Here is a 12,115-nt window from a genome sequence, read left to right as displayed (position 1 = left end):
CTGACGGACCGTGGTCCCGGCGGTGAACGCGCCCCGTGACCACGGCCGCCGGGACAGGCGCTCAGGTTCCGATGCGAACCCTCGCCGACCGCGACCAGGTGTCCCGGCCGGGGGCGCTCGGGCCCGTCGGAGTGTCGGCGCCGTTAGCCTGTCGGTATGACGGAGCGTGTCGTGCCCGGCCGCGCGGACGGCCTGATCACCCTGGAGGTTGCGGACGCGCTGTGGGTCGGGCTGACGGCCGGCGGCGCCGTGCCGACGGCTTCCGGGGCGTTCACCCGCTCGCCCGCCCGTGCCCGGACGGGGTACGTCCTGCTCGGGAGCCGCGTGGTCGCGACGGCCAGGGTGGGCGGCGGTCGGTGGGGCGTCGCGGAGCGCGAGGTGCGCCGGGCGGCCGCGGAACTGAACGCGGTGGTCATGGACCGGCGGGACCTGGTCCGCGTCGGCCCGTTCCGCGGAGCGCCGGAGCCGGAGCCTGAGCCGGAGCGCGACGAGGAGACGACGCTGCGCTGGCGGTGGCGCGTCGCGGGGGAACTGGGGGAGCCGGGCGGCTCCGGGCGCGGGACACGGCACGAGGCCGGCCGGCCGTGTCATCTGGCGGGGATCGACTGGCGACGGCTACTCGTGCAGCACACCCGCGACGGGACCCGGCGGACGTGGCGGCTGCCGCGCGGGATGGTGAGGCTGCTCGACGCGGCCGAGCACGCCGAGACGCGGTGGCTGCGAGCCGCGCGGACCCGTGAGACGGGCACGGCCGTGGCCGAGTCGCCCTCCCGCCCTCGGCGGGCCGGGGACGCCGACGGGCGGCGCGCGACGAGCGCCGAGAGCCCCGCCGCCTCATCGCGCCCGTATGGCAGGGAGCTCGAAGGCCAGCTGTACTCGGTGCTCAGCAGAAAGCCCGGCATCTCCCAGAAGGTGGCCGGGTGGGTGTGCGCCGTCTGCGGCGGCGCGCCCGCCGCAGTGCTCGACCACTGCCACGAGCACGGCTACGTCCGCGCCCCCGTCTGCCAGTCCTGCAACACGCGGGAACGCCCCGACCATCTGTACGCCAACGACGTCCGCGTCGCGAACCGCTACACCCGCCTCTTCCACACCGACGCCGACGACTGGCTTCGCCACTGGCACCGCTGCACCGGCTGCCGCGCGCGCACCACCCTGCCGCTGCCGCACCTCGCCGCGTGGACCGCTTTCATAGCCTGCCAGTCACTGCGCCCGACCCACCGGGCCCCGCGCGGGCGCGAGCCCTGCGGCACCCTGCGCGTGTCCTGGGCGGGTAGTCAGAATGCGCCCCGGTCCTGCCTGTTCACGGTCACGGTCGATTTCTGCCCCGCCGGCGAGCACCGTGTCCTGGCGCGGGTCCCCTACCGTGAGGCCGCCGAGCGGTTCCGTGGCTGGCTCGCCGAGACGGCCCCCGCCGTGGCCGCCGCGTCCGGCCCCGACCGCCTGGACGGCCTCCCCGCCCAGCCCCGGCCGGCCGTCGTGGACCCCGGCGGCGAGGGCCTGGGACTGTTCTGAGCCGAAGAGCCGCCCGCCGCGTACGGCGACGGGCGGCTCCCGCGTAACACCGGGCGGGCGTGCCGCTCAGTCCTCCGCCGCGTACCGCACGAACCGCGTCCAGCCCTCACGGCCGACCGCGAACGGCCGGCGCTCCACGTCCTTGGAGTCCCGGATATGGACGGCCCGCGGGGTGACGGCGACCTCGACGCAGTCGTCGCCCTGGCTGCCGCTGTAGCTGGACTTGAACCAGGCGAGTCCGGTCGTACTCATAGCTCTCCTCGCAGACGCTCCAACAGGCCCCGCGACTCCTTGGGGTTGAGGGCCTGTGAGCGCAGTGTGTCATAGCGCTGGTGGAGCAGACTCACCTCTTTCGGGTCGGAGATCAGCCGCCCGTTCTGCTGCCCCTCGGAGTACCCGAGCCGCCGCCATCCGGGGTCTCGAGAAGCCGCACAGGCCCGTCCAGGCACGCGTGCAAACCCGCGTCCAGGGGGATGACCTGCAACGTCACGTTGCGCGGCGCGCTCGCCTCCAACACGTGATCCAGAAGCTCCCGCATCTCCTCCGTGTCGCCGAACCGGCGCCGGAAGACGTGCTCTTCCACGATGAAACTGAACGGCGCAGTCGGCCGCTCCCGCAACATCCTCTGGCGTTTCTGCCGCGCGGCGAGCTGTACGTCCAGCTTTCGATCGGTCAGCAACGGGATGGTGCCCTCGAACACCGCCCGCGCGTACGCCTCCGACTGCAGCAGCCTCGGCACGAGCCGACACTCGTACGTGTACAGGCTGACCGCCACCTTCTCAAGGCGTGCCCACCGCCGGAACCACACCGCGAGACCCGCCTCGGCGCGAGTGAGGAACGGGGCGGACCTCCGCAGCGCCCCCGTGTTCCCCAGGGCCCCTTCCCCTCGCTCGACGAACGCCTCGTCCGGCATCCGCCGCCCCAACTCCACCGATTCCACCGTGTGCTTGGAGAACCGGACGATCTCCGCGAACTCGGCCCTGCTGAGCCCCGAGTGCTCCCGCAGGGCCTGGACGACGGCCCCGAAGGTCCGCAGGCTGTCCGACGGATCGGGCTCCCGGCCCTGCTCGTCCGTCTCGTCCGCCCCGGCCGTCACGATCTCGACGTCCTCAGCCACCCGCGGCCACCTCCCGACGCACCCGTACCTCGACCGCCGTCCCGGCGATCGACAGCACTCAGCGTGACGCGCACGCCCCCGTACCGTCTACCGCATGTGCCCGTACGCTGACGCAGCGTACGGGTCTCGCTCCTGGCGCGTGCTCCCGCGCCCCCGCCACGCTGGCCTCATGTACGCGACCACGCCCCATCAGCACTCCATCGTACGGACGTTCGCCCAGCAGCTGTCCTCGACCCGTCGCGGTGCCCGCCTCGCCCGCCTGCTCGTCGCCGAGCGGCTGACGGCCTGGGAGGTGTCACCCAGCGTGGCCGAACGGGCGGTACAGATCACCGCCGAACTCGCGGCCAACGCCGTCCTGCACGGCCGTGTCCAGGGCCGTGACTTCCGGGTCGCCCTCACCTGCGCGGCGGCGTCCGGCGGTGTCCGCATCGAGGTCACCGACCCGCGCGGCGAACGGCTTCCCACTCCATCCCCAGGCCCCGGAGGCATCCCCTCCGACACCGCGTCGGGCCGAGGGCTCCTCCTGGTCGCCGCCCTCGCCGACCGCTGGGGTGTGGAGTCGTACCCGCCGAGCGGCAAGACGGTGTGGGCCGAGGTCGAGGACCCGTTCGCGCGAGTTCAGGCCCCCGCGTCCGACTCCTCGCCGGGCAGGGGGCCGGCGAGGAATCCCGGCAGCGCTGAGCAGCGGCATCGCCGTACGACCGTCAGCCCGCCTGTGCCTTGAACCGCCAGACCGCGTGCTCCAGTGCCCCCGGTTCGTGCCCGAGGAGGGTGGCGGCCACCTCGTACGCGGTTCGCAGTTCCTCGTATGTGAGGTATGGGACACCTGCCGCCGCTGCGAACGACCTCAGGTGCACGTCCACCGCGACCTGAGACCGGCCGACGAGGTTGCCGATGTAGTCGACACTCTTCGGCCCCACGCCCTTCACCATGCGAAGGGCCGCACGGTTCTCCTGGCGGTCGAGCCACTCATGGAGATCGTCTCGGGTGTCGACACCTCTGGCGGCCAGCAGATCGGTGAGGGCGTGCGCTGTAGCGACCCTGCCGGGGCTGTTGAAGTCCATGGCGACGGCAAGGTCTTCCGTGGCCAGGCGTGCTTGAAAGCCGCGCACCGTGACGGCTTCCGGCCATGCGGACTGAAGTCGGAGAAGTCGCGGCCGGACGGTCGACTGGTACTTCCGGCGTGCCTGGAAACTGACATCGCAGATGACGGCACCCATGTGCGTCCAGCCGCCGGGCAGAGCGAAAGGGCCGTCGCCGAGGACGGCCCGAACACGGGCGGCGAGCAACTGGGCGGCGCTGAGAGTGGGCATGTCCCAATGGTGGAGTTCCGGTCTGACAATCGGAGCCGAATACGAAGAGACAGCAAGGTGCTCGATATAGCGCCGGGCCCATGATGTCAGCCGGTCGGGCTAGTCTCCTCCCTGTACTGATTCCGTAGTTGCTCACGCCACAGCGTCGCCACGTCGAGGCGACAGCATGGCGGCGACCAGAGACGCGGCGCGACAGTGGGGCCAGTTGTTGCGCGATCGGCCTTCACTCTGGTCGCCCACCCGATAGGTTCCTTTCATGCCCAGCCGTCTCCTCGAACTGCACGTCGAGAACTTCCGAAGCCTGCGTGACGTGACCGTCCCACTCGGTCCACTGACCGTGCTGGTGGGACCGAACGGCGTGGGCAAGTCGAATGTGCTGAAGGTCTTCGACTTCCTGGCCGACATCATTCGTACGGATCTCCAGCCCGCGCTCGACACCAGAGGAGGGTTCGACGAGGTCGCCTTCTGGGGCGGTGCGAAACCTCCGACGTTCATGCGTGTCCAGCTGAAGGCCACCTGGACCAGCAATTCCACTCTCAATGCGCCCGACGAGTACAGCCTCACGATCCGGCGCCGCTCTCTGCCGTCGAACCGGGACAGCAGCCGGGCCGCCTACACCCTGTCCCGCGAAGAGAGCTTTCAGTTCAAGCGGAAGCAGGGGCGGGGGCGACGCATCACCATCTCCGGTGAAGAAGCGCGTGTACTCGACAGGCGCGCCGGCAAGGAACAGGACAGCGGCAGCTTCGGCATTCGGCGGCTGAGCAGTGGCTTGTCCACACTGCCCAGACTCGGTCCGGCGGACGGCGGCGACGAAGTGACCCGTGTCGCGGACCGCCTGTCCTCCTTCCGGGTCTTCGACGTCGATGTGGCCGCGGCCCGCATGCCCACCCGATTGCGCGTCGCCGACCTCGCCACGCTGTCACCGCACGCCGAGAACCTTGCCGCGTTCCTGATCCACCTCAGCGGCCGGGACGAGATCTGGGAGAGCCTCGTCGAGGACGCCCGCCAGGTTCTTCCGCAACTGGAGAACATCGAGTTCGAGGAGGTCGGCGGTTCGACCGACCAGCTGACGGTCGTCCTGCGTGAACATGGCCTGCGCCGCCTGACCCCTCTGGCCGACGCCTCCTATGGCACGGTCCGTCTGCTCGGACTCCTTGCCCTTCTCTACGACCCTCATCCACCGGCCTTCACCTGCATCGAGGAGATCGACCACGGGCTGCACCCACAGGCACTGGAACTCGTCGTGCAGCGGCTGCGGGAAGCTTCCGAGCGTACCCAGTTCATCGTCGCCACCCACTCACCCGCGCTCGTGAACCGGCTCCGTCCCGACGAGTTCGTCGTCTGTGACCGGGATGAGGAAGGTGCCTCGATCATTCCCGCGCTGACGGTAAGGGAGGTGGAGGAGATCGTCGAGGAATCGGGGGATCAGCCGCTCGGCGAGCTGTGGTTCTCGGGTGTGCTCGGCGGCGACCTCACCGGAGGTGAACTGTGAGCGCCAGTGGTCGGAGCGTGGGCCGGCGCACCAGTACGCAAGGCCGAGTGATCGTTCTCGCCGGTGAGGACCAGAACGACTGCGAGATCATGGCGGCGCTGATACGCGCGCACCGGCCCGACCTCGGTGCGACGGCCAAGCTGGTCCGCATCAACGACTCTGTGAGGCTGCGGAGAAAGATCGGTCCTGACCTGTCCGCGGCGGTGAAAGCGCTCGTCGGCAAGGCGCGTGCCAAGGCGGTTCAGCAGAGGGCGCAACTCGTGGGGTTCGTGGTCCACGAAGACCTGGACGGCTTCACCGACCTGGACTACGGCAGAGTCCGAGCAGCGGTCGCGGGTGAACTCGGCCGCCAGTGCGGCGGGTTCCCTGCCGCACTGGCGCTTGCCGCGTGGGAGTCCGAAGGCTGGCTCCTCCTGTTCCCTGACGCCTTCCCCCATGTGCGCCCGAGGTGGAGGGTCCCCGAGCAATTACGGGGAAGGGACTCGGGGCGGGTCAAGGAGCCCAAGGAAGAGCTCAGGCGACGGCTTGGCGTGCCGCTCTTCCGAGAGAGTGACGGTCCCCTCGTCGCCCGCGAGGCCCTCGCGCACGGCCTGATCGCCGCCCCGGAAGGCAGGAACGACTCGTACAACGATTTCGTCCGGGACCTCGACAGCTGGTCCTGAGCACCAGGGGAGTGGTCAGGCCCGGAGTATGTCGGCCACTTGGCGGAGCGCGTCCTCGCGGTGCTGTTCGCGCGCCGCGCGGACCTCGGGGTCGGGCGACCACAGTGCCTGCCGGCCCGGGTGGTACGTACGCACCACCTGGAAGCGCTCCTGGCCGGCGAGGGCCGGGTGCGCCTTCTCCAGCCGCCGCCAGGTGGCCTGCGCGTCGCCGCCCTGGAGCAGGACGACGCGGAGGTCCGGCATCAGTCCAAGGAGGCGCGCGAGGGCGTCGGCGCCGGCCTTCTGTTCGGAGGCGTCGGGCTTCCGGTTGATGTACCAGGGGTAGGCGTTCCAGGGCGTGACGTCGCGGGCGCCGATGCCGGCCTGTTCGAAGGCCCGGCACTGACGCTCGGCGGTCGGGTCGTCATTCTCCGTGCACAGGAAGCCCGAGCCGGTGCCGTCCTGGGTCTTGGGCCCCGGATCGCGCAGCACGGACAGCACGCGCGCCTCGGTTCCGCCGTGCCAAGGAGCGACGTACGGCATCCAGCCCCTGCCGTCCTGGTCCCGCAGGCCGTCGACCAGCTCGTTGATCGCGCGGACGTGTGCCGCGTACCGGTTCCGCTCCTGGTCGGTACGGAACGTCTCGTCCGCCATCTGTCGCGCCATGTCGTCCTCCCCTGCCGTCTCCACCCGAGTGCACGCCGACAGGGGTGGTGCTCGGCCTCCTACGCTAGCGGGTGGCACTGACACGTGGGGGCGAGGCCCGAGACGTCAGAAGGCGGGTGAGGACGGCAGCCAGCCCACCGCGCGGAGCGTCGGCATGACCCGGGTGATGACGTACGCCATGACCGGCGTCTCGTCGTCGTCCACGGGGAAGTACAGCGCGTGCTGGAGAGGCTTCACATCCTGAGGGTGCTCCAGATCGACCAGGGGGAGGTCTTCCTGGTCGAAGGCGGGTTCCAGCGTGACGCCGGGACGGCTCGTCAGAGTCCGCAGGAGCGGCAGCCCGCATTGTGCGGCGAGTTGCGCCGTGGTGAGGGACTTCCTGAAGCCGGCCCGGTCCGAGCCGGTCCTCGGTATGACGGTCCAGGCCATGAGGCGCAGGCGACCCCTTCCGGCGGGCACGGCCTCGATGCCTGCGCGGCGGCGGCCGTGCAGATTGGCCAGGAGGGCGGGCATCTCGGGAACCACCGACGGCTGGTGGAGGACCAGGTCCCGCTCACCGTTGTCCCAGCGGGTGTCGTGCAGAGTGAGTTGAGGGCGACCGGGCAGGACGAGACGCCATTCCACGGCGGTCCCGTTCTCCGTGGATCCGGAGCAGGTGGCTCCGTGGCGCGTTGCGCGGGTGCCTGACCGCCGCAGGGTCAGCTGGTCCGTAAGTCTCATGACGGTTGAGCTTCTCCTCAAGAGGTGGGGCCGTGCGGCCGTCTGACTGTCACTCATGCCGCCCGGATCCGCGATCGTACACAGATGCGCATGAAGTCTGGCGGGAAATATCCGTTGACGACGTCAACGTATCTGCGCCACTCTGGGGCTCCCGGGTTCGGACTTCGCCGTCACACCCGCCGCCTCCCGTGCATGGAGCCACACCGTGAGCGACCAGCCCCACCCCTCCCTCCGTGACCTCGTCCTCCAGCGCCTGGCCGTCGCCGGCCTGGAGCCGGAGACGGCGGATCTGCTGCGCGACCTCTTCCCCGGGACTCAGGCCGGAAGCGCCTCCCGAACCGGTCCTCTCTTCCTCCGCTCCATCACGGCCGCCGGGTGGCGAGGCATCGGCCCGGAGACCGCGCTCGGCCTCACCCCCGCACCGGGCCTCACCGTGGTCGCCGGACGCAACGGCTCCGGTAAGTCCAGCTTCGCCGAGGCCGCCGAGATGGCACTGACGGGCGACAACTTCCGCTGGCAGGACCGTACTCAGATCTGGCGGCAGGGGTGGCGGAATCTGCACGATCCGGCGGCTCCCCGTGTGGAGGTGGAGTGCCGCCGTGACGGTGCGGACACGCCCGTCACCGTCCGCAGGAGCTGGCACGGCGACGGGCTGGGCGATGCACGGGTGGCGGTCCACCGGCCAGGCCTGCCCGGCGGAGAGCTGGGCGAGGTCGTCGGCGCGGAGGAGCTCGCGCTGTACCGGCCGTTCCTCTCGTACAGCGAACTCGGCGCCGTGATCAACGGCCCCATGACCGCCCTCCATGACGGACTCGCCCAGATCCTCGGCCTGGAGCAGCTCTCCGAGGCCTACAAGGAGGCGGGAGCCCGCCTCAAGGCGATCAAGGACGGCGAGAAGAAGGCCACCGACCTGGCAGCCGCGGTCCTCACCGAACTGCGGGGCTCCGGCGACCCGAGGGCCGTCGCGGCCGTGGAGGTTCTCTCCGCACGCCGCCCGGACCGCGAACGCGTTCGCACCCTCCTCGCCGCACGGCTCGAGGGCGACAACGCCGAACTCGAAAGACTGCGCGGGCTCTCCACCCTCGAAGGGCCTGATCTGAGCGACATCAGCGGTGCCGTGACGCGGCTGCGGGAAGCCGCGGCCCGGGCCGATGACGCGCGGTCCGGCTCCGCCGAGGACGCCCGTCGTCTCTCCGACCTCCTGGAGCGGGCGCTCGACCACCGGCGGCGGGCGCGGACCGCCGACTGCCCCGTCTGTGACACGCCCGGACTGCTCGACGACGACTGGGCGGTGCGCGCCCGGGAGCAGGTCGAACGGCTCCAGCACGAAGCCGCGGAAGCGCAGTCCGCGCGCGACGACCTGCGCGGCGCCATCCGCGCCGTCCACGATCTCGTCCAGCCCGTCCCCGTATGGCTCCGGCCGGAGGACTCGCCGCTCGCCGCCCTCTGGCGGGAATGGTCCCTGTGCCGGAGCGCGACCGACCCCCGCCCGCTGGCGGATCAGGTCGAGCGCCTTTCGGCCGCCCTCGCCGACGCCTGCCGGCAGGAGAGCGAGCAGGCGGCCCGCCTGCTCGCTGATCAGGACGCCGGCTGGCGGCCGCTCGGAGTGCGCCTCGCCGAATGGCTGGCCGCCGCCGACCGGGCCGCTGAGGCCGCATCGCTCGGCAAGTGGCTCAAAGACGCGCAGACCTGGCTCAAGAAGGTCACCGACGAACTCCGCGAGGAGCGGCTGCGCCCGTTCGCCGACCAGTCGCAGACCATCTGGAAGCTGCTCTGCGAGCGCAGCAGCGTCACGCTCGGCTCGATCGGCCTCACGGGGACGGCCAACCAGCGCAAGGTGCAGCTCGACGTGTCCGTGGACGCCATGGACGCGCCCGCCTTCGGCGTGATGAGCCAGGGTGAACTGCACTCGCTCGCCCTCTCGCTGTTCCTCCCTCGCGCCACCCACCCCGACAGCCCCTTCGGGTTCCTGGTGATCGACGACCCGGTGCAGTCCATGGACCCGGAGAAGGTCGAGGGGCTCGCGCGGGTCCTCCACGCCTGTGCCCAGCGCCGCCAGGTGATCGTCTTCACTCACGACACCCGCCTCCAGCAGGCCATCCGCCACCTGCGCATCCCCGCGACGATCATGCAGGTCTCCCGGCAGACCGACTCCGTCGTCAAGGTCACCCGCACCGACGACCCGGTCTCCCTCGCGCTGAGCGAGGCCCGGGCCGTCGCCAAGGACCCGAACGTGCCGCAGGATGTCGCCGACCGGGTCCTGCCCCAGATGTGCCGTGGCGCCCTGGAGGCCGCCTGCCTGGAACCCGCACGGCGCCGCCTGCGGGCCGAAGGCCACGGCCACGCCGACGTCGAGGCCAGGATCGGCAAGGCGCACAAGCTCACCGAACTCGCCGCGCTCGCCTTCTACGACAGCACCATGGAGCCCGCCCAGGTCCTCGCCGCCGTCGCCCAGGACCACGGTCCCTGGGCCCGCGCGCTCATCGAGCGGTGCAACGCCGGCGCCCACCAGCTCCTCACCCCGATCGGCGACCGCATGGACCTGGTCCGGGACACCGAGCGCCTTGCGAAGGCGGTGCGCGGCCGATGACCCGCACCCCCGACGACCTGGCCGCGGCCGCCCGTCATCTGCTCCTCCCTCCCCCCGGTGTTCCCCACACCCTCGCGCCGGGACTCCGCGCCCGAGCCGCCGCGGCCCTGCTCCGGCTGGCCCTGGACGAGGCCATGGACGACTTCTGGCGGCGGGTCAGTCCCGCCATGGCGCACAGCCGTGGCCGTACCAAGGCGCTCTGTCTGGAGTGGTACGCCCCGTGCTCCGTGGCCCGTCAGTGGTACGCCGTGTGGTCCGCGCTCAGCGCGGCCTGCCACCACCACACGTACGAACTCCCGCCCACCCCGAGCGAGGTCAGGGCCTGGCACGACGACGTCGTCGAACTGCTCGCCGCCCTCCGCCAAGGACCCGAGCGGACCGAAGCTTGACCGGTGCACCGAAAGGACCACGGCATGGACACACGCCGCTACCGCATGGTCGTCACCAGCGGCCTCGACTACGTCAGCACCGGCGCGCAGGTCGACGCCCGGCTCCGGGACTGGCTGCGTGAACCGCCCAAGAACTACGACATCCAGGCGTTCGCGGAGGGACGCAACGAGATAGCCCGGGGAGTCACGCTCGACCACGACTCGGCGACCGGCACCGGCGGGGCGTACGGGCGTTGGCGCCTCCGGGAGACCGCCCCGGGCGGCACCTGGCAGACGACCCTGGTGATCAGGCAGACGGAGAGCCGGCCGACCCGCGTACAGCTGGACGTGGAGCACCTTCCCGACGATCCGGACACGTTGCCGACGCCCGCAAAGACCCCCCGCCTCGCGGCAAGCCTGCTGGACGTCCTCCAGGCCCGCGACGGGCTCGCGGACGTGACCCGGATGCCACAGGTCGTCGAGGCGGCCGACATCGACTCCGTCATCGACGAGTTGTGCGACGCGGAGCGCCGTCTGCCGATCGTCATGGCCACCGCCCCGAACGGGGCCGACTTCGATGTCTGGCTGGAGCGGACCCTGGACCCGCTGGTCCGTCCCCTGGCCGGCCTCGCCATCCTCTACGCCCTCGCGCCCGGGGCGGACAACCGCTTCAACCGGCTCATGGAGTACCACCGGGTGTACGGCGGCGGCATCCGGACCTTCCTTCCCGGTGTGGACCCGGCCTGGGCGGCCGACGGCCAGCGCCACCGCGTCATGTCGCACCGGGTCGTCGCCGAGAACCCGGCCCGGGCCCGCCGCCTGCTCGCCCAGCTTCCCCAGGGCCTTGCCACCCGGGCGCCACTGCCGCCCGAGCTGGACGCGGTACCCGTGTTGCGCGCGCGTACCAAGGAGAGCTCGGGCAGCTCCGAGCTGGAGCGGCTGAGGGACGAGAACCACGCCCTCTTCGAGATCCTCGAGGAAGCCGGGCGCGAGCAGCGGGTACGGGCCGACGAGATCAGGGACCTGAAGAACGAACTCCAGCGCGCCAGGAGCGACGAGATCACGCTGATCGCCGAGTACGACGAGCAGTACCGGGAACTGCACGAGACCCGGGTCCAGCTCGTCACCGTGCAGAAGCGCCTGCTCGCCCTCGGCGCCGCCGAAGCCGCGTATGCCCCGGACGACAGCGGTCTCGCTGTCCCCGAGTCCTTCGCGGAGATCCTGGAACGGATCGAGGAGATGCCTCGCGTGCACTTCACCGGAGCCAGGAAGATCACCCTGGAACTGGACGACCAGGCGTACGGTTCCTCCTGGGTCCGCATGGCCTGGGACGCTTTGCTGGCGCTTCGGGACTACGCCGACGTCTCGGTCGACGCCCCCGCCGACGGCGCGGCCTTCCGTGACTTCAAGCAGTGGTGCGAGGACGCTCCGGGCGGCAGGCACGCGATATCGCCCCGCAAGGTCGTGCGCGACGAGTCCAGGACGGTGAAGACGAACACCGTCTGGCGCAAGGAACGGACCTTCCCCGTCCCGGAACACGTGGATCCCGCCTGCCGGCTGTTCATGGGCGCGCACGTGAGGATCGGCGGCGGCAACACCGTCGCTCCACGCCTGCACTACCACGACGCCGCCCGCGTCGAGCACGGGATCTTCATCGGATACATCGGGCCGCACCTCACCAACACCCTCACCTGAG

General features: G+C 71.0%; 11 protein-coding genes and 1 pseudogene. 7 read left to right on the top strand and 5 right to left on the bottom strand.

The annotated features are described in order from the left end of the window. Positions 1-156: 156 nt before the first annotated feature. Positions 157-1,512 carry an endonuclease domain-containing protein gene (locus ASD33_RS11560; protein ID WP_056557562.1) on the top strand — a complete coding sequence of 452 codons (1,356 nt, stop codon included), beginning with the start codon at positions 157-159 and terminating at the stop codon, positions 1,510-1,512. Positions 1,513-1,578: 66 nt separating this feature from the next. On the opposite strand, the gene ASD33_RS11555 is transcribed toward ASD33_RS11560, so the two are convergent. Both ASD33_RS11555 and ASD33_RS11550 read right to left on the bottom strand, forming a co-directional pair. Beyond that, the gene (locus tag ASD33_RS11555; protein WP_030309559.1) at positions 1,579-1,764 is read right to left on the bottom strand and encodes a DUF397 domain-containing protein; all 186 of its coding nucleotides are present in this window, start codon (positions 1,762-1,764) and stop codon (positions 1,579-1,581) included. Then, positions 1,761-2,629: pseudogene (locus ASD33_RS11550) on the bottom strand (helix-turn-helix transcriptional regulator). The gene ASD33_RS11555 and the pseudogene ASD33_RS11550 overlap by 4 nt, the downstream one beginning before the upstream one ends. 169 nt (positions 2,630-2,798) lie before the next feature. Here ASD33_RS11550 and ASD33_RS11545 point away from each other — a divergent pair. Further along, positions 2,799-3,353, top strand: a complete 555-nt coding sequence (locus ASD33_RS11545) for an ATP-binding protein (RefSeq protein ID WP_063991931.1) — start codon at positions 2,799-2,801, stop codon at positions 3,351-3,353. Here ASD33_RS11545 and ASD33_RS11540 read toward each other — a convergent pair. Beyond that, positions 3,334-3,942 (bottom strand): hypothetical protein, encoded by a 609-nt coding sequence (locus ASD33_RS11540; protein ID WP_242426909.1) that lies wholly within the window; start codon positions 3,940-3,942, stop codon positions 3,334-3,336. The two genes, ASD33_RS11545 and ASD33_RS11540, sit on opposite strands and share 20 nt — an antisense overlap. 256 nt (positions 3,943-4,198) lie before the next feature. Here ASD33_RS11540 and ASD33_RS11535 point away from each other — a divergent pair, with 256 nt between their 5' ends. Both ASD33_RS11535 and ASD33_RS11530 read left to right on the top strand, forming a co-directional pair. Then, positions 4,199-5,434: an AAA family ATPase gene (locus ASD33_RS11535; RefSeq protein WP_056557557.1), complete on the top strand. Its 1,236-nt coding sequence runs from the start codon at positions 4,199-4,201 to the stop codon at positions 5,432-5,434. Between the two features lie 47 nt (positions 5,435-5,481). Then, on the top strand, positions 5,482-6,096 hold the full coding sequence (locus ASD33_RS11530) for a hypothetical protein (protein ID WP_056557555.1): 615 nt from the start codon (positions 5,482-5,484) through the stop codon (positions 6,094-6,096). A gap of 15 nt (positions 6,097-6,111) precedes the next feature. Here the strand turns inward: ASD33_RS11530 and ASD33_RS11525 are convergent, their stop codons facing one another. Next, positions 6,112-6,741, bottom strand: coding sequence for a uracil-DNA glycosylase (locus ASD33_RS11525; RefSeq protein WP_056557618.1), 630 nt, complete (start codon positions 6,739-6,741; stop codon positions 6,112-6,114). 105 nt (positions 6,742-6,846) lie between these two features. Next, complete coding sequence (locus ASD33_RS11520; RefSeq protein ID WP_056557553.1) at positions 6,847-7,461, bottom strand: hypothetical protein; 615 nt, start codon at positions 7,459-7,461, stop codon at positions 6,847-6,849. Positions 7,462-7,666: 205 nt separating this feature from the next. Between ASD33_RS11520 and ASD33_RS11515 the strand changes: the two genes are divergently transcribed. The 3 genes from ASD33_RS11515 to ASD33_RS11505 are packed head-to-tail and all read left to right on the top strand — an operon-like array spanning position 7,667 to position 12,114. Beyond that, positions 7,667-10,051 carry an ATP-binding protein gene (locus ASD33_RS11515; RefSeq protein ID WP_056557552.1) on the top strand — a complete coding sequence of 795 codons (2,385 nt, stop codon included), beginning with the start codon at positions 7,667-7,669 and terminating at the stop codon, positions 10,049-10,051. Then, entirely contained in the window at positions 10,048-10,440 is a 393-nt protein-coding gene (locus tag ASD33_RS11510; protein WP_056557550.1) for a hypothetical protein, read from the top strand. The genes ASD33_RS11515 and ASD33_RS11510 overlap by 4 nt, the downstream gene beginning before the upstream one ends. 24 nt (positions 10,441-10,464) lie before the next feature. Next, complete coding sequence (locus tag ASD33_RS11505; protein WP_056557547.1) at positions 10,465-12,114, top strand: hypothetical protein; 1,650 nt, start codon at positions 10,465-10,467, stop codon at positions 12,112-12,114. Position 12,115 lies beyond the last annotated feature (1 nt).

It is taken from the genome of Streptomyces sp. Root1304, assembly GCF_001426405.1.
In the GTDB taxonomy this organism is placed as follows: domain Bacteria; phylum Actinomycetota; class Actinomycetes; order Streptomycetales; family Streptomycetaceae; genus Streptomyces.
The sequence above is the reverse complement of the archived record's forward strand: the minus strand, read 5'-3'. Positions and strand labels throughout refer to the sequence as shown.